The sequence below is a fragment of the Sandarakinorhabdus sp. FBCC-B8862 genome, from assembly GCF_059745315.1.
On record NZ_CM185574.1, the window covers coordinates 2,819,802 to 2,842,401 of the forward strand.

At 64.5% G+C, this 22,600-nt stretch carries 20 protein-coding genes; 14 read left to right on the forward strand and 6 right to left on the reverse strand.

Annotated features, from left to right (window positions below):
* Window positions 1-13: 13 nt before the first annotated feature.
* Complete coding sequence (locus AC6BOR_RS13645; RefSeq protein ID WP_498058919.1) at window positions 14-2,440, forward strand: putative bifunctional diguanylate cyclase/phosphodiesterase; 2,427 nt, start codon at window positions 14-16, stop codon at window positions 2,438-2,440.
* On the opposite strand, the gene nadB is transcribed toward AC6BOR_RS13645, so the two are convergent.
* From nadB to AC6BOR_RS13660, 3 genes are all read right to left on the reverse strand, one after another.
* The gene (nadB, locus tag AC6BOR_RS13650; RefSeq protein WP_498058920.1) at window positions 2,441-4,066 is read right to left on the reverse strand and encodes an L-aspartate oxidase; all 1,626 of its coding nucleotides are present in this window, start codon (window positions 4,064-4,066) and stop codon (window positions 2,441-2,443) included.
* Complete coding sequence (locus tag AC6BOR_RS13655; RefSeq protein ID WP_094474817.1) at window positions 4,044-4,976, reverse strand: ABC transporter ATP-binding protein; 933 nt, start codon at window positions 4,974-4,976, stop codon at window positions 4,044-4,046. The genes nadB and AC6BOR_RS13655 overlap by 23 nt, the downstream gene beginning before the upstream one ends.
* Window positions 4,977-5,125: 149 nt before the next feature.
* Window positions 5,126-7,441 carry a TonB-dependent receptor gene (locus AC6BOR_RS13660; RefSeq protein ID WP_498058921.1) on the reverse strand — a complete coding sequence of 772 codons (2,316 nt, stop codon included), beginning with the start codon at window positions 7,439-7,441 and terminating at the stop codon, window positions 5,126-5,128.
* A gap of 142 nt (window positions 7,442-7,583) precedes the next feature.
* Between AC6BOR_RS13660 and AC6BOR_RS13665 the strand changes: the two genes are divergently transcribed.
* The 12 genes from AC6BOR_RS13665 to AC6BOR_RS13720 all read left to right on the forward strand — a co-directional run bounded on the left by AC6BOR_RS13665 (window position 7,584) and on the right by AC6BOR_RS13720 (window position 18,056).
* Entirely contained in the window at window positions 7,584-7,799 is a 216-nt protein-coding gene (locus tag AC6BOR_RS13665) for a zinc-finger domain-containing protein (RefSeq protein WP_498058922.1), read from the forward strand.
* Window positions 7,796-8,743 (forward strand): hypothetical protein, encoded by a 948-nt coding sequence (locus AC6BOR_RS13670; protein WP_498058923.1) that lies wholly within the window; start codon window positions 7,796-7,798, stop codon window positions 8,741-8,743. The genes AC6BOR_RS13665 and AC6BOR_RS13670 overlap by 4 nt, the downstream gene beginning before the upstream one ends.
* A gap of 57 nt (window positions 8,744-8,800) precedes the next feature.
* Window positions 8,801-10,231 carry a metalloprotease TldD gene (tldD, locus tag AC6BOR_RS13675; RefSeq protein WP_498058924.1) on the forward strand — a complete coding sequence of 477 codons (1,431 nt, stop codon included), beginning with the start codon at window positions 8,801-8,803 and terminating at the stop codon, window positions 10,229-10,231.
* A gap of 15 nt (window positions 10,232-10,246) precedes the next feature.
* Complete coding sequence (locus AC6BOR_RS13680; protein WP_498058925.1) at window positions 10,247-10,804, forward strand: pyridoxamine 5'-phosphate oxidase family protein; 558 nt, start codon at window positions 10,247-10,249, stop codon at window positions 10,802-10,804.
* Window positions 10,804-11,007, forward strand: coding sequence for a putative signal transducing protein (locus tag AC6BOR_RS13685; RefSeq protein ID WP_498058926.1), 204 nt, complete (start codon window positions 10,804-10,806; stop codon window positions 11,005-11,007). The genes AC6BOR_RS13680 and AC6BOR_RS13685 overlap by 1 nt, the downstream gene beginning before the upstream one ends.
* Before the next feature lie 83 nt (window positions 11,008-11,090).
* Complete coding sequence (locus AC6BOR_RS13690) at window positions 11,091-11,429, forward strand: P-II family nitrogen regulator (RefSeq protein ID WP_498058927.1); 339 nt, start codon at window positions 11,091-11,093, stop codon at window positions 11,427-11,429.
* Window positions 11,413-12,834: an ammonium transporter gene (locus AC6BOR_RS13695; RefSeq protein WP_498058928.1), complete on the forward strand. Its 1,422-nt coding sequence runs from the start codon at window positions 11,413-11,415 to the stop codon at window positions 12,832-12,834. Before AC6BOR_RS13690 ends, AC6BOR_RS13695 begins: the two co-directional genes overlap by 17 nt.
* A 116-nt stretch (window positions 12,835-12,950) precedes the next feature.
* Window positions 12,951-13,658 (forward strand): class I SAM-dependent methyltransferase, encoded by a 708-nt coding sequence (locus tag AC6BOR_RS13700; RefSeq protein WP_498058929.1) that lies wholly within the window; start codon window positions 12,951-12,953, stop codon window positions 13,656-13,658.
* Window positions 13,659-13,706: 48 nt separating this feature from the next.
* The gene (gene gpmA / locus AC6BOR_RS13705) at window positions 13,707-14,384 is read left to right on the forward strand and encodes a 2,3-diphosphoglycerate-dependent phosphoglycerate mutase (protein WP_498058930.1); all 678 of its coding nucleotides are present in this window, start codon (window positions 13,707-13,709) and stop codon (window positions 14,382-14,384) included.
* A gap of 632 nt (window positions 14,385-15,016) precedes the next feature.
* A complete protein-coding gene (locus tag AC6BOR_RS13710) occupies window positions 15,017-15,814 on the forward strand; it encodes a hypothetical protein (protein WP_498058931.1) in 798 nt (265 codons plus the stop codon).
* 135 nt (window positions 15,815-15,949) lie between these two features.
* Entirely contained in the window at window positions 15,950-17,260 is a 1,311-nt protein-coding gene (locus AC6BOR_RS13715; protein WP_498058932.1) for a hypothetical protein, read from the forward strand.
* A 7-nt stretch (window positions 17,261-17,267) separates the two neighbouring features.
* Window positions 17,268-18,056, forward strand: a complete 789-nt coding sequence (locus tag AC6BOR_RS13720) for a CHAP domain-containing protein (protein ID WP_498060663.1) — start codon at window positions 17,268-17,270, stop codon at window positions 18,054-18,056.
* 81 nt (window positions 18,057-18,137) lie between these two features.
* Here AC6BOR_RS13720 and lepA read toward each other — a convergent pair whose 3' ends face one another.
* The 3 genes from lepA to AC6BOR_RS13735 are packed head-to-tail and all read right to left on the reverse strand — an operon-like array spanning window position 18,138 to window position 21,192.
* Window positions 18,138-19,946, reverse strand: a complete 1,809-nt coding sequence (gene lepA / locus AC6BOR_RS13725; RefSeq protein WP_498058933.1) for a translation elongation factor 4 — start codon at window positions 19,944-19,946, stop codon at window positions 18,138-18,140.
* A gap of 38 nt (window positions 19,947-19,984) precedes the next feature.
* Window positions 19,985-20,743, reverse strand: a complete 759-nt coding sequence (locus tag AC6BOR_RS13730; RefSeq protein WP_498058934.1) for a hypothetical protein — start codon at window positions 20,741-20,743, stop codon at window positions 19,985-19,987.
* Window positions 20,740-21,192, reverse strand: a complete 453-nt coding sequence (locus AC6BOR_RS13735) for an acetyltransferase (protein WP_498058935.1) — start codon at window positions 21,190-21,192, stop codon at window positions 20,740-20,742. The genes AC6BOR_RS13730 and AC6BOR_RS13735 overlap by 4 nt, the downstream gene beginning before the upstream one ends.
* 101 nt (window positions 21,193-21,293) lie before the next feature.
* Between AC6BOR_RS13735 and AC6BOR_RS13740 the strand changes: the two genes are divergently transcribed.
* Window positions 21,294-22,592, forward strand: a complete 1,299-nt coding sequence (locus tag AC6BOR_RS13740) for an FAD-dependent oxidoreductase (RefSeq protein ID WP_498058936.1) — start codon at window positions 21,294-21,296, stop codon at window positions 22,590-22,592.
* The last annotated feature ends 8 nt before the right edge of the window (window positions 22,593-22,600 follow it).

The window sequence follows — 22,600 nt, forward strand, 5'->3', positions numbered from 1 at the left end:
CCTTTCCCCTGTCATGCGTTTTTTGAATGCGGTGGCTGCCGGTCGTCCGTTGTTGGCTCTGTGCTGCCTGCTGCTGACGGCCATTGCCTTGCTGCCAGCGCCGGCATCCGCTGCCTCCCACCGCCTGCCATTCCGCGTCATGGATTGCGAGGTCGAAGCCTGCCCGGCTTCCCCGCCCGGCCGCTGGACCTGGTTCACCGTTGACGCGCGTGCCGTGCGCGAACTCGAACCGGATTGGCAATTGCTGGTGGACAACACCCGCTTCAGCAACATCGATGTGCGCGTGCAGCACAGCGGCGGCACGCTGTTGTTCCAGCGCGACCAGTTCAGCCTCGATGAGAACTGGTCGCTGGGCAACAATCTGCGCTTCGCGGTGCCAATTGCCGGCAAGTCTGTCACCGCCATCCGCATCGGCTTCAAGGATATCGACGCGCCCAGCATGGTCCGCACCGTCAAGGCGATGGACAAGATGGACCACGCCCTGTTCGTGCAGGACTGGACGGTTCTGATCGCCATCGTGATGGGCGTGCTGTTTGCCGCCTTCACCTACAACATCTTCCTGCTGTCGTGGCTGCACATCCCGTTCCAGCGCTGGTATGTCGTCTGGGTTGCAGCGGCCCTTGCCTATCTGCTGATCTGGACTGGCAAGATTTTGCAATTCTTCCCGTTCCTGGCCGGGCCGGCGTCAGCCCGCACATCGTTCCTGCTGGTCGGCCTGCTGGTCGTTTCCGGGGCGTCCTTCTTCTTCACGCTGATTGAAAAGGGCAAGCTGTCCCAGCGGCTGATCGACATCGGCCAGGTTGCTGGGATTCTGGTCGCCGTCACCAGCGTTGTCGCGTCCTTCGATACGGTGTTTGCCGCCGCCTACACCGATCGCATGTTCAACCTGGCAATGATCATCGTCACCGTCCTGCTGGGCGTCGGCAGTGTCCAAGCCGCAATGCAGCGCAGCCGGGCCGTGTGGTTCTACCTGATCGGCTGGCTGCCGGCCCTGGCATTGCTGGCCGCCCGCATTGCCCGGAACTTCGGTTTGCTCCCCCAGGATGACGCCATCGATCAGGCCGGTTTTGCCTCCATGGCGTGGGAAGCGCTGCTGCTCAGCCTCGCCATCGCCGACCGGTTCCGCCAGCTGCGCCAGGAAGCCGACGCGACCGACAAGGAACGCCGGGTCCTGCTGAAGGCCGCCACCACCGATCCCTTGACCGGCCTGGGCAACCGCGCCCTGTTCCAGAATCTGCTGGAACGCCCCCACGGCAATGGCGGCGGTGTGGACATTGTCGCCGTCGATATCGACTTCCTGAAACAGACCAACGACATGGCCGGCCATGATGCCGGCGATGCGTTGATCATCGCCGTTTCGGAACGGCTGGCCGCTGCTGCTGGCCCCAACGCGATCATCGCCCGCATCGGCGGCGATGAATTCGTCATCGTGCTGGAAGGCGATGCCCGCGCCCGCCTGCCGGCGCTGCGCCAGATGATCGCCCTGTCGGCCGGGGTGCCGCTGCGCCACGCCGGCTATGATCTCACCATTTCCATCTGCGCCGGCCATGCCAGCGATGATGGCAGTTCCAGCCTGCAAGCGGTGCACAAGCTGGCCGACATGGCGCTGTATCGCGCCAAGGCGGCCGGCCGCGGCTGCTGGCGCAGTTTCGATGCCAACATGGCCGATGAAGCCGTCGCGCGCAGCCGCATGGTCAGCGAGGCGCGCAGCGGCCTGCCCGCCGGCCAGTTCCTGCTGCTGTATCAGCCCATCGCTGCAGCGGCCGGCGCTATCGTCGCCTATGAGGCCCTGCTGCGCTGGCAGCACCCCGAACTGGGCCTGCTGGTGCCGGATCAATTTGGCGAGGTGATGCGCGAATCCAGCCTGGCACTGCTGCTCAACCAATGGGTGCTGGAACAGGCCATGGTGCAGGCGGTTGCCTTGCGCCGGGATCACCCCGATGTTGCCGTTGCGGTCAACTGCATCACCAGCCAGCTGCAGGGCCCCAGCGCCGCTATCGCCATCCTCGATGAACTGGCCCGCCATGGCCTGCCGCCCACCGCGCTGATCATCGAAATCACCGAAGCCGTGGCCACTGGCGGTCTCGGCAGCGCCCTGTTCGAATGCCTCGAATGCCTGCGCGATTCCGGTGTGCGCGTCGCGCTCGATGATTTCGGCACCGGTAACGCCAGCCTGCTCAGCCTGCGCGATGTGCCCAGCGATCTGATCAAGATCGATGCCAGCTTTATCAGCAGCCTCACCGCCAGCACCGGCAGCCAGCAGGTGGTGCGCGCCATCATCGATCTGGCCCACAGCCTTGGCAAGAAGGTGCTGGCCCAGGGGGTGGACGGCGATGCCCAGCGCCGGGTGCTGACCGAAATGGGCTGCGACTATGGCCAGGGCGATGTCTTTGGCCTGCCGCTGGCCATCACCACTGCGGCCAACGCTGCCGCCGCCTGATCAGCCCTCGCGGCCCTGCACCGGGTCCAGCACCGTATCAACCGCCGCATCAGCGAGCCCGGGATAATCCGTGCTGTAATGCAGGCCGCGGCTTTCCTTGCGCCGCCGGGCCGACCGCACGATCAGATCGGCCACGGTCACCAGGTTGCGCAACTCGATCAGATCGGCGGTCACGCGGAAATTGCCGTAATAATCCTGCACTTCCTTGCGCAGATTCTTCACCCGGTGCGCCGCCCGCTCCAGCCGCTTGTCGGTGCGAACGATGCCGACATAGTCCCACATCGTCCGCCGGAGCTCGTCCCAATTGTGGGCGATCACCACCTCCTCGTCGCTGTCGGTCACCCGGCTTTCGTCCCAGGGCTTCACATCGGGCAGCGGCGCATCGCTGCGGCTGGCGGCAATATCGTCGGCCGCAGCCTGGCCAAACACCAGGCATTCCAGCAGGCTGTTCGATGCCAGCCGGTTGGCGCCATGCAGGCCGCTCTGCGTCACCTCGCCAACCGCCCACAGCCCGTTCAGATCGGTGCGCCCGGCCAGATCCACCATCACGCCGCCGCAGCTGTAATGCGCCGCCGGCACCACCGGGATGGGCTGCGTCGTGCAGTCAATGTCCAGCTCCAGCAGCCGGGCATGGATGGTCGGGAAATGGCCGCGCACAAAATCGGCGTCGAGGTGCGACAGGTCCAGCAGCACATGCTCCAGGCCCAGCCGCTTCATCTCGGCGTCGATGGCGCGCGCCACCACATCGCGCGGCGCCAGCTCCAGCCGCTCGTCATAGCGCGCCATGAAGCGGCTGCCATCGGGCAGCTTCAGATGCCCGCCCTCGCCGCGCGCCGCCTCGGTGATCAGGAAATTGCGCACCTGCGGGTGATAAAGGCAGGTCGGGTGGAACTGATTGAATTCCATGTTGGAAACCCGGCAGCCCGCCCGCCAGGCCATGGCAATGCCATCACCCGTCGCGCCATCGGGGTTGGTGGAATAAAGATACACGCGGCTGGCCCCGCCAGTCGCCAGCACGGTCGCCGGCGCCACAAAACGCACCACATGGCGCGTCGCCACATCCAGCGCATACACACCGTGGCAGCGCCGCTGCGGGAAACGTTCGCCCAGCACATGGCGGTGGGTGATCAGGTCCACCGCCGCCATGCCCGGCACCAGCGTGATATTTGGATGCGCGGCTGCTGCCTTGATCAGCGCGCTCGAAACCGCCCAGCCGGTGGCATCATCCACATGCACAATGCGGCGGTGGCTGTGTCCGCCCTCGCGCGTCAGGTGCCAGCGTTCCGAAACGGTCTCGCCCGGATTGAACGGCACGCCCAGCGCCGCCAGCCGGTCAATCGCGGCGCTGGCATTGCTCGCCACAAACTCCACTGTCGCCCGGTGGTTCAGCCCGGCGCCCGCCACCATCGTGTCGTCCACATGCGCGTCCACCGTGTCGCCGGCGTCCAGAACGGCGGCGATGCCGCCCTGCGCCCAGGCGGTCGATCCATCGGCCAGCCCGCCCTTGGCCAGCACCGCCACGCGGCCATGCTCGGCCAGGTTCAACGCCGCGGTCAGCCCCGCCGCGCCCGATCCGATCACGATGGCATCGAAATGGCGCGCCTCAGGCGGCGACGGTCTTGCCACTGGTCAGCTCCAGGAACACATCTTCCAGATCGGCCTCGCGGGTGGAAACCTCCACCACGCCCAGGCCGGCCGCCGCCACCATCGCCAGCACGGCGCCGGCATTGTTGCTGCGCTTGTCATAGGTGATGACCAGAGTGCGCGCGCCCTTCAGCTCCACGCCCTTGCAGCCTTCCAGCGCCGCCGGCACGCCCGCCAGGTCGCGGTCCACCATCACCTCCAGCACCTTGTCGCCGGTGGTGCCGAGCAGCTTTGCTGTCTCGTCATTGGCCACCACCTGGCCATGGTTGATGATGGCGATGCGGTCACACAGGCTTTCTGCCTCTTCCAGATAATGGGTGGTCAGCACGATGGTGGTGCCGCGCGCGTGAAGCTCGCGCACATAATCCCACAGCAATTGCCGCAATTCGATGTCCACGCCCGCCGTCGGTTCGTCCAGCACCAGCACCGGCGGCGCATGCACCAGTGCCTTTGCCACCAGCAACCGCCGCTTCATGCCGCCCGACAGGGTGCGCGAATAGACATGCGCCTTGTCATCCAGCCGCACCGCCTTCAGCAATTCCATCGTCCGGCGCTCTGATTTGGGCACGCCAAACAGCCCGGCCTGCAATTCCAGCGTCTCGAACGGCGTGAAAAACGCATCGAACACCAGCTCCTGCGGCACGATGCCGATGCTGGCCTTGGCGTTGCGCGGGTGCTCGTCGATGTCAAAGCCCCAGATGCGCGCCGTGCCACCGGTCTTGTTCACCAGGCCGGCGAGGATGTTGATCGTGGTCGATTTGCCAGCGCCATTGGGGCCCAAAAGGCCAAAAATGCTGCCGCGCGGGATATCCAGATCAATCCCCTTCAGCGCCTGCTTGCCGCCGGCATAGGTCTTGGTGAGGCCACGGAGGCTGATCGCGGATTCCGACATGACGCAAGGGATAGACCTGCACGGGGTAGGGGGCAAGGGAAAGCCCACCCCCAACCCCTCCCGCAAGCGGGAGGGGAGCAAATTGGTCTTGGCCGCGGTTCTCCCCTCCCGCTTGCGGGAGGGGTCGGGGGTGGGTCTCGCCTTTCGTCTTAGAACCGCACCACCGCCTCCACCCCGAACAGTCGCGGCAAGCCGCGAATGAAGGTCGGGATGCCAAACGCCCCGCCGGTGTTGCCGGCATCGAGCAGATAGCGTTCGTTGAACAAGTTGCTGGCAAAGCCGATCACTTCCCACTTGCCTTCGGGATGGCGCACCCCGGCGCGCAGGTTGACCAGCGTGACGGGGCCTTGGGCGGTCACCGGATTGTTGGGCAGTTCAAAGAACAGGCTGGAGCGGTGGGTGACATTGGGGTTGGCAAACAATTCCAGCTTGGCCGTCAACGGCACCCGGATATTGGCGCCGGCCGCGCCCTGCCATTCCGGCTGCAGGCGGAAGCGGTCGCCGGCAAAATTGCCAAAGCGCGGATCATCATTCACCCGGGCGTCGATATAGCTGCCGTTGGCATAGAGCGTGATCATCTCGCTCACCGCCGCGTTGATTTCCGCCTCGATGCCCTTGTTGGTGGCATCGGCGTTGACGATCAGCGCCGGCGCCCCCTGCTGCGGCACGGAAATCTGGAAATCCTTGTATTTCATGATGTAGGCGCCAAGGCTGAAGTTGACCTTGCCGATATTGCCCTTCACGCCCACTTCATAATTGGTCAGCAGCTCCGCCGGGAAGGTGCGCACGCTGGGCACCACCTGGCCGGCCACGCGCGCCGCGCTCACCTGCACCACTGGCGAGCGCCGGCCGCGCGACCAGGTGGCATAGACATTCACATGATCGGTGACGCGATACAGGATGTTGGCGCGCGGCAGGAAGGCATCGAAATCGCCTTCGCCGGTCAAAACCGCGCCGCCGGTGCTCACCCCGCCGGGGATCAGGCTGGTGCCGGTGATGCGCGCGTTGGGGATGTTGCTGGAAAAGCCACCGAAGCGCTTTTCGGTCAGCCACCGCCCGCCAACGTTGATTTCCAGCCGGTCGACCGGAATGAAGGTGATATCGCCAAACAGGCTGAACGTGTCGATCGTGGCCGAATTGCGGAATTGTTCAGAGGCATAGGGCAGGCGGGTGAAGGCGCCGCCGGTCAGGATGGCCGTCGCCCGCGCCGCATCGACCACGCCCGTTGCATTGTTGATGCAGGCCAGCCCCGGCACCAGCCGCGCCGCGCACTGCAGGAAAATCCCTTCTTCCGAACTGAACGGCACGCGCTGGAAACCGGTCTCCCAGAAATAATTGGCCCCGGCAAACGCGCGCACCTTGTCGCTGGTGAAGTTCACCCGGCCTTCAAAGCTCAGCTGCTCGCCGCGCGCGTCTTCGGCGAATTCCAGATAATGCGCCTGGGTCCCGTCGGCGTCGAACACCTCCAGGCTGTCGAAATTGCGATAGCCGGCAATGGCGGTGACGCTGAACTGGTCATCAACCCTGTAGCTGCCGGTGAAATTGAGATCATAGACATTGCGCTTCAGCCCCGGCTGGTCGAGGCCCAGCGTCGCCAGGCTGTCCGGCGCGCCGGCCACTTCCTTGAAGCTGTAGGGGCTGGTGGTGCCGCCGGTCGGGGCAAAGGTGCCACTGGAAAAGGCGGTGCCCGGCGCACGCTGCCCGTCATAGGTGCCAACCAGATCAAGGGTGAGGTCAGCCGACGGCGTGTAGCGCAGCGACACGCGCGCGCCATATTGGCCCTGGCCGTTCAGATCATCGATGCGCGGGCCGTTCGGTGTCTGTGATCCCGGCCGCCCGGCGATGTTGGGCACCACGCCGTCGCGCAGCTTGATGGCGCCCGCCACCCGCAGCGCCAGCGTGTCATTGCCCACGTTGACGAAGCCATCGATGCGGCGCTGATCAAAATTGCCATAGCCCACGCGCAGTTCGCCCGATGTGCCGGCCTTTGGCTTGGCGGTGATCACGCTCACCACACCCACGGCGGCGGCGGTGCCGAACAGGGTGGATTGCGGGCCCTTCACCACCTCCACCCGCTCCAGATCATAAAGATCAAAGTAAGACCCGCGCGACCGGCTGACATCGATCCCGTTCAGATACACGGTGACGGCCGGCGACCCTTGCGATGAACCGGTGTCTGACGTGATGCCGCGCACCACAAAGCCCGGGTTGTTGGGCGATTGTTCCTGCACGTTGAGGCCGGGGACATAGGCCGAAAGCTGGTCAAACTGCGTCACGCCAATCTCGCGCAAGCTGCGCCCGGTATAGGCCGTGATGGTGATCGGCACATCGACCAGCTTCTGCTCGCGCTTCTGCGCGGTCACCACAATCTCCTCGCCAATCGATTCGGCGATCTGTTCGTCCGCCGCAAAGGCGGGCAAGGCGGGCAGCAGGCTGGCGGTGGCAAGCAGGATCAGACGGCGCATGATGAAGTCCCCGGTTGGTGATGGTCACTGGCCGGCGCCCACTGCCCGCCGTTGGTTGCACCGGCATGGCAGCGGCGTGACAAACGCGTTGCAGCCGCTGCGGCATGGTGACTTTGGCCCGGCGGCCTGATAATCCAATGGCATGACAGCCCCCCGCGCCCTGGCGATTCCCGCCCCTGAAACCTATGTGACCGATACCGCCCGCGTGTTTTGCGACGGCGACGAAGCATCGCAAGGAATTGGGGGCGGCGATGGCCACCCGCGCGTCTGGATCCAGATCGACGCATCCGGCTTTGCCGATTGTTCCTATTGCGACCGCCGCTTCATCCTGACCGGCGGCCCGGCCGACCGGCGATGAGGGCGCTCGCTGCCAGCCTGATGCTGGCACTGCTGCCCGGCGCCGCCCAGGCCGCCAAGCCCAGGGCACCGGCGGCTTTCACCCTGAAGATCAGCGACAACGGCAATCCCTACATGCCGGTCGTCGTCAAGAACGCCACGCTGAACACCCGCATCGCCCTCAGCTATGATCAGGGCCTGCTCTTGAACCCCGCCGCGGTGGTGCGGGCAGGGGTGAAGCCCTTTCCGATCATCGGCAAGTTCAGCCTGAACAACACGCCCTTTGCCAGCGGCAAGACGGTGATCCGCTTCAACATCGGCACGGCCATCCCGCAGGGCCTGCCCGGCCGCAAGGTGCCGATCGCCTGGCTGGAAACCCCCACCGCCGCCGATGCCGACGCGATTCTGCCGGTGGGGTCACTCGCTGCTGACCGCATCGATTTCGTGCGCGGCGACACCCCCGCCGGCAGCCAGACCTATATCATCCCCAAGAAGGGCAAGGGCGAAGCGATGATCCGCACCCGCATCGGCGGGGAAGAGGTCAACATCAGCCTCGAGCTCAACATCCCGACCACGGTGATGAACGCCCGCGCCGGGGAAGCGCTGATCCAGGCCGGGCTGGCCAGCCGCGTCGCCGAAATCGGTTATTGGCGGCCGTTCCCGGCGGTGTCGCTGCCGATGCAGGGCCTGGCCGGCAAGCCCGGTCTCACCATCGCCGGCCTGCCGATGCGCCGCATGTCGGTGCGCGTGTCGGAATCCGAAGCCCGCGCCATCGATGCCCGCGCCAAGGGCACCTCCACCGAAGAGGATGATGAGGACACGATCACCGTGTCGGCCGACCGCACCCGCAAGAAGCGCGGGCGCGATCCCTGGATCCTGATCGGCCGCGATGTGCTGGATGATTGCAGCCGCATCAGCTTCGACCGCCCGGGCGAGCGCTGGGTGCTGACCTGCAATTTCAGTTGAACGGACGCGAGCGCGCACCCCTTTCGCTTTTTCGGCACATGGCCCATATCGGTCACCATGAGCCAATTTGATGCCACCAAACTCTTTTACGCGGACACCGGGCTGGACCCTGCCGCCACCGAACGCCAGGTTGCGGCCGCACTTTCGGGCTGTGACGACGGTGAGCTTTATCTGCAATATGTCGTCTCCGAGAGTTTCAGCTTCGACGACGGCCGCCTGAAGGCCGCCAGTTTCGACACGCAAAAGGGCTTCGGCCTGCGCGGTGTCGCCGGCGAAATGACCGCCTTTGCCCATGCCACCGAACTCTCCTCGGCCGCCATCGCCCGCGCCGCCGACACGGTTCGCTTGGTGAAGGATGGCCATGCCGGCACCATGGCGCTGGCGCCGATGCCCACCAACGCCCGCCGCTATAGCGATGACAACCCGTTGGCCGGCATCGATTTTTCCGCCAAGGTTGCCCTGATGCAGAAAATCGACGCCGCCGCCCGCGCCCGCGATCCCCGCGTGGTGCAGGTGTCGGCCAGCCTGCTCGGCAGCTGGAGCGTGGTGGAAATCCTGCGCGGCGACGGCACCCGCGTGCGCGACATCCGCCCGCTGGTGCGGTTGAACGTCCAGATCGTCACCGAAAAGAACGGCCGCCGCGAAACCGGCTTCCACGGCCTTGGCGGCCGCACCATGTATGACCGGCTGTTCGAGGATGCGACCTGGGAACGCGCCATTGATATTGCCTTGAATCAGTCACTTACCAACCTCGACGCCGTCGATGCCCCGGCCGGGGAGATGACCGTCGTGCTCGGCCCCGGCTGGCCCGGCGTGCTGCTGCACGAAGCGGTTGGCCACGGCCTTGAAGGCGATTTCAACCGCAAGGGCACCAGCGCCTTTTCCGGCCGCATCGATGAGCGCGTTGCCGCCCCTGGTGTCACCGTGGTCGATGATGGCAGCCTCGACCAGCGCCGCGGCAGCCTGACCGTCGATGACGAAGGCACTCCCACCGGCCGCACTGTCCTGATCGAGGATGGCATCCTCAAGGGCTATATGCAGGATCGCCTCAACGCCCGGCTGATGGGCGTGGCGCCCACCGGCAACGGCCGGCGCGAAAGCTATGCCCACGCCCCCATGCCGCGCATGACCAACACCTTCATGCTGGGCGGCAACGAAGACCCCGGCAACATCCTCGCCAGCGTCAAGAAAGGCATTTTCGCCAAGAGCTTCGGCGGCGGCCAGGTGGACATCACCAGCGGCAAGTTCGTGTTTTCCTGCACCGAAGCCTATGAGATCGAAAATGGCCGCCTCGGCCGCCCGCTCAAGGGTGCCACGCTGATCGGCAACGGCCCCGATGTGCTGACCCGGGTGAAGGCCATCGGCAATGATCTGGAACTGGATGAAGGCGTCGGCATCTGCGGCAAGGCCGGGCAGAGCGTGCCGGCCGGCGTCGGCCAGCCCACCTTGCTGGTCGAAGGCCTGACGGTGGGTGGCACGGCGGCCTGAACCGGGGAGGCGGGAATGTCGGATTTCTTTGATCATATCACGGAAAAACAAGCCGAATTCATCGCCCGCCAGCCGGTCTTCTTCGTCGCCACCGCCGCCGCCGATGCGCGCATCAACCTGTCCCCCAAAGGCATGGACAGTTTCCGCGTGCTCGATGGCGGCCGGGCCTGCGCCTATCTCGATTACGGCGGCAGCGGCAACGAAACCCACGCCCATCTCGCCGCCGATGGCCGCATCACCATCATGTTCTGCGCCTTTGATCAGCCGCCGCTGATCTACCGCATCTATGGCCATGGCCGCGCCGTCCTGCCCCAGGAAGCGGAATTCGCCGCGCTGGCCAGCCATTTCACCATCGAACGCGGCGTGCGCCAGATCTTCCGGATCAGTGTTGAATCCACCCAGGAAAGCTGCGGCTGGGCGGTGCCCAAAATGGCCATGGTCGAAGAACGCCAGACCCTGCGCAAATATCACGCCCAGGAAGACCCGGCAGTGCGCCTCGCCAAATATCAGGAGCGCAACCGCTCCATCGATGGCCTGCCGGTCACCCCGCCGTCGGTGCTGCCCTACAGCTGATGGCGCTGGTCTGCGTTGAAACCCTGTTTTCGCCGGTGGAGGCGGAAATCGCCCGCACCCGGCTGGAAGCCGCCGGCATCGATGCCCTGTTGTTCGATGCCGGCATCGCCAGCCTGATCGGGCCCGGCGTCTCCGGCATCCGCCTGATGGTCCTGGCCGAGGACGAAGCCAGCGCCCGCCGCCTCCTCGCCCAACCGGGCTGAACAGCGCACCGTCAAACGCCTTATGTTGCGCCGCACCGCGGTGGGGCAGGTTCCGCCCACCGCAACGCAAGGGGTGGGCAGGCATGAAGTTGATAACGGCGATCATCAAGCCGTTCAGACTCGACCAGGTACGCGAGGCGCTTTCGGGCGGCGGCGTGCAGGGCATGACTGTCAGCGAAGTGCGCGGGTTCGGGCGCCAGAAGGGCCACAGCGAAATCTATCGTGGGGCCGAATACAACTTCAACCTGGTGCCCAAGCTGAAGATCGAGGTGGTGGTTGAAGACGACGATGCCGGGCGGCTTGTCGACGCCATCGCACAGGCGGCCCACAGCGGCAGCATCGGGGATGGTAAGATCTTCGTGTCGAACATCGAAAACGCCGTCAGAATCAGGACAGGGGAAATTGATGAAACCGCTCTTTGACCGAACGCAGCGCCGCGTCGCGCTGGCGAGCTTGCTGGCCGGCTTGGCCAGCACCCCGGCCATGGCCGCCGATCTGATCAAGGCGCCCACCGCCGAGCAGATGGCCGGCATGGTGAACAAGGGTGACACCACCTGGATGATGGTCTCGTCCGCGCTGGTGCTGCTCATGTCGATCCCGGCGCTGGCGCTCTTTTATGGTGGCCTCGTCCGCACCAAGAACATGCTCAGCGTGCTGATGCAGGTGTTCATGATCGTCTCGGTCGCGGCGCTGCTCTGGGTCTGCTACGGCTATTCCATGGCCTTCACCGGCGGTTCCGAATGGGTCGGCGGCTTCTCCAAGGCCTTCCTGCAGAATGTGAACGCCGGCACCTATGCCGCCACGTTCAGCAACAATGTCTACATCCCCGAATATGCCTATGTGATCTTCCAGATGACCTTCGCCTGCATCACGCCGGCGCTGATCGTCGGCGCCTTCGCCGAGCGGGTGAAGTTCACCGGCCTGATGGTCTTCACCGTCCTGTGGCTCACCATCGTCTATTTCCCGGTGGCCCACTGGGTCTGGTATTTCGCCGGCCCGGATTTCCTCGCCGATGCCCCCACCGATGCCGGCAAGCTCTATCTGATGGGCGCGCTCGATTTCGCCGGCGGCACCGTCGTCCACATCAACGCCGGTATCGCCGGCCTGATGGGCTGCATCGTGATCGGCCCGCGGCTGGGTTACGGCAAGGAACCCATGGCCCCGCACAGCCTGACCATGACGATGATCGGCGCCTCGCTGCTGTGGGTGGGCTGGTTCGGCTTCAACGCCGGTTCCAACCTCGAAGCCAACGGTGTGGCGGCCCTCGCCTTCATCAACACCTTCGTCGCCACCGCCGCCGCCGCCGTCTCCTGGGCTCTGTGTGACCGGCTGGTGCACGGCAAGCCCTCGATGCTCGGTGCTGCCTCGGGTGCCGTCGCCGGCCTCGTCGCCATCACCCCGGCCTCCGGCTTTGCCGCCCCGATGACCAGCATCCTGCTCGGCCTCATCGTCTCGCCGGTCTGCTTCCTCTTTGTCTCCAAGGTGAAGCAGTGGCTGAAGTATGACGACTCGCTCGATGTGTTCGGCGTGCACGGCATCGGCGGCATCATCGGCGCGCTCGGCACCGGCATCGTCGCCGATCCGGCGCTCGGCGGCCAGGGCTGGTTCGATTACACCAAGTTCCCCGCCGTCCCCGGTGAGTATGACATGATGGGCCAGCTCGTCACCCAGGCCACTGCCGTCGGCTACACCCTGGTCTGGTCGGGCCTCGTCTCCTTCGTGCTCTTCTTCGTGATCAAGAAGACCATCGGTCTGCGCCCCACCGCCGAGGTGGAACGCGAAGGCCTCGATCTCAACGATCACGGCGAACGCGCCTACAACTACTGATCGGCGCATCACCCCACATCATGGCCGGGAAGGGCAGCCTTCCCGGCCATTTTTTCATTGGGCAAATCCACCCTTCCGGGCGTAGCCTCTCCCCACCCCATCACAGGAGAGCGAACATGATCCGCCCCGTCCTTGCCCTGCTGGCCCCGATTGCCCTGCTCGCCGCCGCGCCCGCTGCCGCCCAGACCCGCCCGGCCGATGATGTCGCCCGCGATGCCAACCGCAAGCCGGCCGAAATGGTCGCCTTCGCCGGCATCAAGCCGGGCATGACCGTGATCGATATCCTGCCCGGCGGAGGCTATTTCACCCGGGTGTTCAGCCTCGCCGTCGGCCCCAGCGGCAAGGTGATCGGCATGATCCCCGCCGCCGCCCAGGCGCGCAGTCCCGGCGCCGCCCAGGCCATCCGCGATCTCGCCAGCAACGGCTGGCCCAACATCAGCGTGGTGGACAATATCGTCGGCCCCACCCTCACCGGCAGCGCCGACGTGGTGTGGACCGCACAGAATTACCACGATCTGCACAATGCCCTGCCGCCCGAAGGCGTCATCAACTTCAACCGCGGCGTCTTCGCCGCCCTCAAGCCCGGCGGCACCTATGTCGTCGTCGATCACGCCGCCGCCGATGGCTCCGGCCTTGCCGCCACCGGCACGCTGCACCGCATCGATCCCGCCGTCATCAAGGCGGAAGTCACCGCCGCCGGCTTCGTCTTCGCCGGCGAATCCCCGGCCCTGCGCAACAGCGCCGATCCGCACACCGCCAATGTCTTCGATCCCGCCATCCGCGCCCACACCGATCAGGTCGTGCTGAAATTCCGCAAGCCCTGATCGCCCCTCCGCTTGCGCCGCGGCGGAGCGGCTGGCAAAGGCAGCGCCATGCCCACGCTCGTCCTGCTCCGCCACGGCCAAAGCCAGTGGAACCTTGAAAACCGCTTCACCGGCTGGTGGGATGTCGGCCTCACCGATCAAGGCATCGCCGAAGCCACCGCCGCCGGTGAGCGCCTCGCCGCCGCCGGGCTGGATTTCGATCTCGCCTTCACCTCGGTGCAAAGCCGCGCGATCAAGACCCTCAACCTCGCCCTCGAAGCCATGGGCCGGCTCTGGCTGCCCGTCACCAAGGATTGGCACCTCAACGAACGCCACTACGGCGGCCTCACCGGCCTCAATAAGGCCGAGACCGCCGCCAAACACGGGGAAGACCAGGTCAAGATCTGGCGCCGCAGCTTCGACGTGCCACCCCCGCCGCTGGCCCCCGGCAGCGAATTCGATCTGGCCGCCGACCGCCGCTACGCCGGCATCGCCATCCCGGCCACCGAAAGCCTCAAAGACACGATCGAACGCGTCCTCCCCTATTTCGAAACCGCCATCGCCCCCCAGCTCAAGGCCGGCAAACGCGTCATCATCGCCGCCCACGGCAACAGCCTGCGCGCCCTCGTGAAGCACCTCTCCGGCCTCTCCGACGAAGCCATCATCCACGAAGAAATACCCACTGGCCAACCCATGGTCTACGACCTGGCCGACGACCTCACGGCTGTTTCGCGCCGCTACATCTAAATCCTCCCCTACCAGGGGAGGTGGCGCACTCCAGCCCCGCCAGCACCACACGCCGCGACGCTCCTCCCGCTCTGGGGGAGGTCCCGGCACAGCCGGGGGAGGGGGCCGCCGCCTCCCCCAAAGTGACGAGAGGGGAGCCTCCGGCGGGCAGGGTCGCAGACCCTGCACCCGTTCGTTTTCGCGTGCCCCCAGCCAACCACGCCACCCCACGTCCGCCAGCGACTTTTTACACTTTTTCCGCATCTCGCCGGTTTGAACGCCGCTCTTCCACCCTCGCGCCGGGTCTTCTGCCCACTTGCCTGCCACAATGACATGCTTGGGCAGTCTAGGACAGGGGAGGGGAACCCTCCGGCGGCTAGGGTCGCAGACCCTTGACCGGGCTATTTGGCGTGACAGCAAGATTTCGCGGTGCTGCAATATATGAGCCGGAGTTTGGCTTGGTCTTCGTCTGGGCGATGACGCGAGCTCTCTGCTGTGTCTCCGGCGTTCATTCGACCATGTTTTCCGACGGCGGGCAATTTTTGGTCGGGCGATTGCGCAGCATTGCGGTATAGATTACGCTTGGCAATTAAGGCTTGGTATTGGCTTATAAACCCGTAATGGCAGGGCGGGCTATTTGAGGGGGAAATTTTATGTCTTTTCCGCGCGAAAATGCTCTGCGCAGACACTTTGTGGCCCTGGCGATTTGTAGCTTGTTTTGTGCAAACGTCCCCGCTTCGGCACGGCGGATTGCTGGCCTGAACGATTGGCAGAAGACTGTTGTCGCAATTGGCAAGCAGATCACGACCAAGGATTTCAGCGGCTCGTCATGGATTGTTGAGTATAATAGCAGCTTTCCTGATGTGGATGTGGGCCTTGTGTTGGCACCAGCTTCCTATGACCGCAATGCGTCGTCGATGAATATAGTTGCAGTCTGTCGACCATCGGTCGTTGCTACCATATCAACTGATGGTCGGGATTTTGCTGAGTTCACCAGCAATCGTCAAATCAGTTTCAGCGCTGGAGCTAGCCCGCCACCGGCTTTTGTACTTGGTTCGCTCAGGCAGGCAAACGCAGCTCTGTCGGTGGTCAACAACAGCAAGGTGACGTTCGACCTGTCTGATGTGCGCGTCACGCAGCTTGTGGAAAGCGATGCTCTCGATGCAATCAATGCGCCTGATTGCTTTCGTCGTATTCGCCATCGCTCCGATGTGTTCTATGTGCGCGGGCAATATCTGATGCGGCTGGTTATGCACCAGAACCGTAGCGGCACCGGGAATGTGGGGGCCGCGCTCAACAACGCCGCCAACAGTCCGATGCTGGGTTTCAGCGTCAACTGGAACCGCAGTCTGGATTGGAAGATTGAGCAAACCAAGCCGCGACCTTGGTTTCGAATTGTCAGTCATTTTCGCTTGAGCCGTGACAAGACCCGATTTGAATTGGTGCAATGACCCTAAGAGGAGAAAGCCATGCGACCTTGGCCACGTCTTCTGCGGATTCTGGCGCTGTTGTTCGTGTTGGTAGTGCCAGCAGCAGCTTGGGCCTCATGTGAAGACATTGGGAGCAGTAAGCCGCTAACGATCAAGGTGGGCAATGCGCTGGGTGCTTCAGAGCGCCAGCTTAACTCAGGCAGTTACGCGCTTGTCATCGGAGCCAGCGCTTACGACGGGATAACCTGGCCGAAGTTGCAGGATGTGGCCTTTGAACGGCAAGCCGTTGCAGCCCAGTTGGCTCGGCAGGGATTTCTAGTGCGCCAAGTATGCGATCCCGTGAAGGGGCCGGCGGGAGCCTTGGCGGAAATCCGTCAATTCATCGCGCAATATGGTGTCGGTGACAATCGGCTTGTCATTTATCTGGGGGGGCACGGTTGGGCTGAGCCTGATTTGCGCAAGGGCTATTTCGCAATGGTGAACAGCCCGGCTCCCGGGCCGATGGCCCGGGAGTATGGCTTTTCCTCGTTCGACATGGTTGCCGCGGCCGATCGCTTTCGCGGACGTCATCTGCTGATCGTCGTCAATAGCTGCTATTCGGCGACATTGTTCACGCGTCAGGGGCAGGCAGCTTATCCACCTGTTTCCGTCATTGACTATGAGGCGTTGCAGCGGCCGTCGCGCCGCTTCATCACCGCTGGTGAGGCAGGCGCTGAAACACCAACGCCAAGCCCATTTGCAGCAGCCTTTGTGCTTGGCATCGCTGGCTTTGCAGATTTGAACAATGATGGGCTGGTGCGCGGGGCCGAACTCGCCGTGTGGCTGCGCGATACGGTAACGCGCGCGCGCACGCCAAGCGTGCCGATGGATGGTGCAATTCCCAATCCTGCCAATCCTCAGGCAGGGGATACAATCGGAGCAAATGATCTGTCGAGCGGTGACATCGTGTTCCGCTATGACCCGAACCAGAAGGTTGTGGCCCGCAACGATATCGGCAGCAATGGCGACAATGCGCTCGCAGCCGCCTTGTTGCTGCCGGAAGATCTGGCGACACGTGCCGTGCCTGCTGTCCGCTCAAGCCTGCCCGATGACTTCTTTGTGTTCTTTTTCGAGAAAGACGCTGACCGGTCGGCCGTAACCCGTGCACTTGACGCCGTACTTATTCCCGTAACGATGAAGCGCAGTGTGCTGCCAGCTACGGGACGGATCAACGGCATCGCTTGCCACCCACAAGCACCAGTTGAGGCTGTTCGCGCCGTAGCACGCGCCCTGATCGCCGCCGGCGTGGAATTGCGCATCATCGATCAAGCGACCGTCAAGCTCGAAGAGCGGCGCAAAGTCATCCAGGTCCTTGAGTTCAAGCGTGTTGTGCCTGCGCGCCGACCGGATCTTCGCCCACTTGTGCTCGCTGATTTGGATGAGTTGAAGGGATGCCCAAATGACTTCGTCAAACAAAGGAGAGGTTGACGTGGCAATGATCGACCGCAGGGAATTGCTGATTGCCGGTACCGCAGCAGCAGTGGTCGCCAAGGCTGGCTGGGCGCAAGTTCCCGGTGAAGCCCCCGATCAGGACGACAGGATCTTTACCGAAGAACAATCTGGTGATCCAACCGCGCCAACGGAATCGCTCCTGTTTAATCCGATCGACATCCAGCGTGCAGTCTTGGGTGGCACGCAGGCCGCCTTTGAGCCGCGGATCGTTGCGATACGGGCGGCCATACTGACCGGATCGATCGAACATCTGGGCAAAAGCCGGGCGGCAAACCGCGCGGAAATCGAACGTTGGTTCGATCTGTTCGGATTGCCATTCGAACTCAATGGGAAGCCATTGCCGTTTTGCGCCACCGGTCTCTCCTACGTCGCAGCCACCTTGTACGCGCGTCAGAAAGGGGTGACATCACCAACAACCAGCCAGCTGCGGAATTTCCTGGGCGACGTTGATCATCATCATTTCTATCCCACGCCATCAGTGGTGGACATGAAGTCCGTGGCTGTCGGCAAACGCCGCTGGGTTGGGCGTGCGCAGGCGGTGGGGCCGTTAAAGCCGCAGCCTGGCTGGCTGGTGATCTACGATTGGAATGGCGACGGCCATCCCGATCATGTTGGCCTAGTCGAAAAATTGGATGGCACCACGCTCACCACGATCGAGTTCAATACGTCGGATGCAAGTGCGACGAACGGTGGTACCGTCGCCAGGAAACAGCGGGCATTTAACACGAGGGTTCAGGGCTTCATCCGGCCGGAACTGACGCGGGTGGCCTGAATTGGAGTATGTGCAGTATCCGGCTGGCAGTAGCGGACCGGGCGCCAGCATGGCGCAGGGTCAGCCTGAACAATCAGGCTTTCAATTATCATCCCCCATCCGCAGCGCCGCGATGAAGGCCTCCTGCGGGATGTCCACATTGCCGTATTGCCGCATCCGCTTTTTCCCTTCCTTCTGCTTTTCCAGCAGCTTGCGTTTGCGGGTGGCGTCGCCGCCGTAGCATTTGGCGGTGACGTCCTTGCGCAGGGCGGCGATGGTTTCGCGGGCGATGACTTTGCCGCCGATGGCGGCCTGGATGGGGATTTTGAACAGGTGGCGGGGGATGAGGTCTTTCATCCGTTCGCACATGTGGCGGCCGCGGGCTTCGGCCTGGCTGCGGTGGACGATCATGGAGAGGGCGTCCACCGCTTCGGAATTGACCATGATCGACATCTTGACCAGGTCGCCTTCGCGGTGGCCGATCTGGTGGTAATCAAAGCTGGCGTAGCCGCGGCTGATGGATTTCAGCCGGTCATAGAAATCGAAGACGACTTCGTTCAGCGGCAGTTCGTAGACGACCTGGGCGCGGCCACCGACGTAGGTCAGGTTCTTCTGGATGCCGCGCCGGTCCTGACACAGCTTCAGGATGCTGCCCAGATATTCATCGGGCACATAGATGGTGGCTTCGATCCAGGGTTCGTCGATCTGGAGGATGCTTGACGGGTCCGGCATGTCGGCCGGGTTGTGCAGTTCGCGGGTGGAACCGTCGCGCATGGCGATGTGATAGACGACCGACGGCGCCGTGGTGATCAGATCGAGATCATATTCGCGGGACAGGCGTTCCTGAATGATTTCAAGGTGGAGCAGCCCCAGGAAGCCGCAGCGGAAGCCAAAGCCCAATGCGGCTGAGGTTTCCATTTCAAAGCTGAAGCTGGCATCGTTCAGACGCAGCTTGGCGATGCTGTCGCGCAGCTTTTCGAAATCGGCGGCATCGGTGGGGAACAGGCCGCAGAACACCACCGGCTGCACTTCCTTGAACCCGGGCAGCGGCTCGTTGGCGGGGCGCTTGGCGTCGGTGATCGTGTCCCCCACGCGGGCTTGCGCCACTTCCTTGATCTGGGCGGTGATGAAGCCAACCTCGCCGGGGCCCAATTCGGCGAATTGTTCGATCTTGGGGCGGAAGGCGCCCACCCGGTCCACCAGGTGCATGCTGTCGGCGGCCATGAACTTGATCTGCTGGCCCTTGCGGATGGTGCCATCGATGACGCGGATCAGGATGACGACGCCGAGATAGGGATCATACCAGCTGTCCACCAGCATGGCCTTCAGCGGCTTGGTGGCGTCCCCCTTGGGCGGCGGGATGCGCTTGACGATGGCTTCCAGCACTTCGGTGATGCCGATGCCGGATTTTGCGGAGGCCAGCACGGCGTTGGAGGCATCGAGGCCGATGATATCCTCGATCTCCTTCTTCACCTTTTCCGGTTCGGCGGACGGCAGATCGATCTTGTTGATGACGGGCACGATCTCGTGATCATGCTCGATCGATTGATAGACGTTGGCCAGCGTCTGCGCCTCGACGCCCTGCGCCGCATCCACCACCAGCAGCGCGCCTTCGCAGGCAGCGAGGGAGCGCGAGACTTCATAGGCGAAGTCGACATGCCCCGGCGTGTCCATCAGATTGAGGACATAATCGAGGCCGTCGGACGCGTGGTAATCCAGGCGCACCGTCTGCGCCTTGATGGTGATGCCGCGCTCCTTCTCGATATCCATGTTGTCGAGCACCTGTTCCGACATCTCGCGCGCGGCGAGGCCGCCGGTCGTCTGGATCAGCCGGTCGGCCAGGGTGGATTTCCCGTGATCGATGTGGGCGATGATCGAGAAGTTGCGGATGCGGCTCAGGTCTGCGGTCATGCCTGCGGCTTTAGCAGGCGTGGCCGGGGTTGCAACGGTCAGGCCGTCGCGGCGCGGATCAGCTGCACGGCCAGTGGCGGCCACCACGGCCGGGAATAGACAAATTCGGCGGTGACCAGCCCGGTCAGCACCAGCCCCTCGCCGGCCGCGAGCGCAGGGTGCAATCGCCCACGCGTCGCCCAGTCATGGCCGGCCATGATGCCCAGCAACATCAGTGTGCCAAGATGGCTGGCCAGGAAGCTGGACCAGGGCTGATCCCCCCAGGCCGCCAGGATGCGCGCCCCCCACCAGCGGCCAAACCCGCCGCTGGCCATGGCAAAGCTGGCGATCAGGATCAGGCGGCGGTGGGCGGCAGCATCGGCCCGCAGATGCAGGGCCAGCGCCACCAGCAGCCCGAACAGCAGCATTTCGACATAGGTGACGATGATGAAGCCATGATCAATCCCGGGCTGGCCCAGGGTCAGGCGGTTCATGGCGAGCGATGTCGCTGGCCCCAGCACCAGCATGGCCAGTGCCAGCACCGCGCCCCAGCGCCCCAGCCGTCGATGCTGACGCAGCCGGCCGCTCTGCGCCAGCCCGGTCTGTACGCTGAGCAGCAGCAGCCAGCCAACAAAGGCAAGGGCATGGACATGGACGATGAAGGGATAGCCCAGCCCCTGCGGCCGCTGCAGCCGTGCCAGGCTTTCGGGGCCAAAGCCCATGATCATCATCAGCCAATACAGGCCCAGCAGGGCGATCCACACCGACCGGTCGTGCCGGTGGCGGGCAGCAAAGCCGGGCGGTGTGGTCAGCATCATGGCAAGGGCGTGGCGCCGTCCATCGCCAGGTGGATCAACGGATAGGGCCGGCCCTGGCCATCGACCGCGCTGCGGCCGGTGGGATGAAAGCCAAGCCGGCGATAGAAGGCGAGGGCGGCCGGGTTCTGCTCGTTCACCGTGGTGGTGAGCGGGCCATGCGCGGCGCGGGCGGCGTTGACGAGCGCGCGGCCGATGCCCCGGCCATGGTGGGCCGGGTGGATGAACAGTGCCTCCATGCAATTGCAATCCATGATCATGAAGCCCAGCGGCAGGTCGGCTTCGTCGACGGCAACCGTCATCGGCACCTGCGGCAGCATGGCCGCCACCTCGGCGGTGATGGCTGCGAAATCGGCGGCCGACAGGAAATCATGGGTCGCCGCCACCGCAGCCTGCCAAAGGGCAAGGCAGGCCGGGGCATCGGCAGGGCGGGCAGGGCGCAAGCGCAGCATGGCGGTTTGATAGCATTGCTTTCAGGCCGCGACCACGGGCGCGGCTTGACCCTGCGCATCGTGGGCAATAGCGGAACGGCAACCAGATTGAGGAGACGCACGTGACCCTGTCCATCGCCATCATCGGGGCCGGCCCGGCCGGTTATTACACCGCCGAAGCCGCGCAGAAACAATGGGGGGAGGGCGTGCGCATCGACATCATTGATCGGCTGCCCAGCCCCTATGGCCTGATCCGTGCCGGGGTGGCGCCGGATCACCAGTCGATCAAGGCGGTGACCAAGCGTTATGAGGCGACCAACCTGGCGCCGGGGACAAGGCTGGTGGGCCATGTCGAGGTGGGCCGCGATGTCAGCGTGGAGGAGTTGCTCGGCCTCTATGACGCCGTGGTGCTCTCGGTCGGTGCCCCGCTGGACAAGCCGATCGGCATTCCCGGCGATGATCTGCCCGGCGTGGTGGGTTCGGCGGCGTTTGTTGGCTGGTACAACGGCCATCCCGATCATGCCGGCCTGGCCGTGGATCTGTCCCACCACGGCGCCGCGATCATCGGCAACGGCAATGTCGCCATCGATTGCGCCCGCATCCTGGCGAAAACGGTGGAGGAGCTTTCGACCACCGACATCGCCAACCACGCCCTCAAGGTTCTGGCTGCCAGCGCCGTGCGCGATGTCCACATCGTCGGCCGGCGCGGGCCGCACCAGGCCAGCTTCACCACCAAGGAAGCCGGCGAACTGGGCCATCTCGTCCGCGCCCAGGCCATCGTGAAGCCGGGCGATCTGCCGCCGGAGGCCGAGGATGCCGCGCTGGAGCCGGGCCACCGCAAGATGGTCACGCACCTGCGCTCCTTCGCCGGCCAGCCGCGCAACGACAAGCCGGGCACGATCAATTTCGAATTCTTCCGCCGCCCGGTCGCCGTGGAGGGCCATGGCAAGGCCGAACGCCTGATCGTGGAAACCACCCGGCTGGAGGATGGCCAGGCCGTCGGCACCGGCGAGCTGCACGCCATTCCGTGCGGGCTGGTGATTGCCTGCATCGGTTATCGCACCGCGCCGATCCCCGGCGTCGCCTGGTCTGACAAGCTCGGCCGCTTCCCCACCGATGATGCCGGGCGCATAGCCCCCGGCCTTTATGCCAGCGGCTGGGCCCGGCGCGGCCCCAGCGGTACCATCGGCACCAACCGGCCCGATGGCTTCAGCGTGGTCGCCGCCATGGTGGATGATGGCATCAGCGCCAGCGGCAAGGCCGGCCCGGCGGGGCTGGACGCGCTGCTCGCCGCCCGCGCCGTGAAGGCCACCGATTTTGCCGGCTGGCACCGGATCGAGGCCGCCGAAGTCGCCGGCGCCCGCCCCGGCGCCCCGCGTGAAAAGATCGTGGACGTGGCCCAGATGCTGGCGCTGGCCTGATGCCGGCG

Coding starts and splice junctions, on each gene's coding strand:
- AC6BOR_RS13645 (WP_498058919.1), top strand. CDS start 14: ATGCGTTTTTTGAATGCGGTGGCTGCCGGTCGTCCGTTGTTGGCTCTG.
- AC6BOR_RS13655 (WP_094474817.1), bottom strand. CDS start 4,976: ATGTCGGAATCCGCGATCAGCCTCCGTGGCCTCACCAAGACCTATGCC.
- AC6BOR_RS13660 (WP_498058921.1), bottom strand. CDS start 7,441: ATGCGCCGTCTGATCCTGCTTGCCACCGCCAGCCTGCTGCCCGCCTTG.
- AC6BOR_RS13665 (WP_498058922.1), top strand. CDS start 7,584: ATGACAGCCCCCCGCGCCCTGGCGATTCCCGCCCCTGAAACCTATGTG.
- AC6BOR_RS13670 (WP_498058923.1), top strand. CDS start 7,796: ATGAGGGCGCTCGCTGCCAGCCTGATGCTGGCACTGCTGCCCGGCGCC.
- tldD (WP_498058924.1), top strand. CDS start 8,801: ATGAGCCAATTTGATGCCACCAAACTCTTTTACGCGGACACCGGGCTG.
- AC6BOR_RS13680 (WP_498058925.1), top strand. CDS start 10,247: ATGTCGGATTTCTTTGATCATATCACGGAAAAACAAGCCGAATTCATC.
- AC6BOR_RS13685 (WP_498058926.1), top strand. CDS start 10,804: ATGGCGCTGGTCTGCGTTGAAACCCTGTTTTCGCCGGTGGAGGCGGAA.
- AC6BOR_RS13690 (WP_498058927.1), top strand. CDS start 11,091: ATGAAGTTGATAACGGCGATCATCAAGCCGTTCAGACTCGACCAGGTA.
- AC6BOR_RS13695 (WP_498058928.1), top strand. CDS start 11,413: ATGAAACCGCTCTTTGACCGAACGCAGCGCCGCGTCGCGCTGGCGAGC.
- AC6BOR_RS13700 (WP_498058929.1), top strand. CDS start 12,951: ATGATCCGCCCCGTCCTTGCCCTGCTGGCCCCGATTGCCCTGCTCGCC.
- gpmA (WP_498058930.1), top strand. CDS start 13,707: ATGCCCACGCTCGTCCTGCTCCGCCACGGCCAAAGCCAGTGGAACCTT.
- AC6BOR_RS13710 (WP_498058931.1), top strand. CDS start 15,017: ATGTCTTTTCCGCGCGAAAATGCTCTGCGCAGACACTTTGTGGCCCTG.
- AC6BOR_RS13720 (WP_498060663.1), top strand. CDS start 17,268: ATGATCGACCGCAGGGAATTGCTGATTGCCGGTACCGCAGCAGCAGTG.
- lepA (WP_498058933.1), bottom strand. CDS start 19,946: ATGACCGCAGACCTGAGCCGCATCCGCAACTTCTCGATCATCGCCCAC.
- AC6BOR_RS13730 (WP_498058934.1), bottom strand. CDS start 20,743: ATGATGCTGACCACACCGCCCGGCTTTGCTGCCCGCCACCGGCACGAC.
- AC6BOR_RS13735 (WP_498058935.1), bottom strand. CDS start 21,192: ATGCTGCGCTTGCGCCCTGCCCGCCCTGCCGATGCCCCGGCCTGCCTT.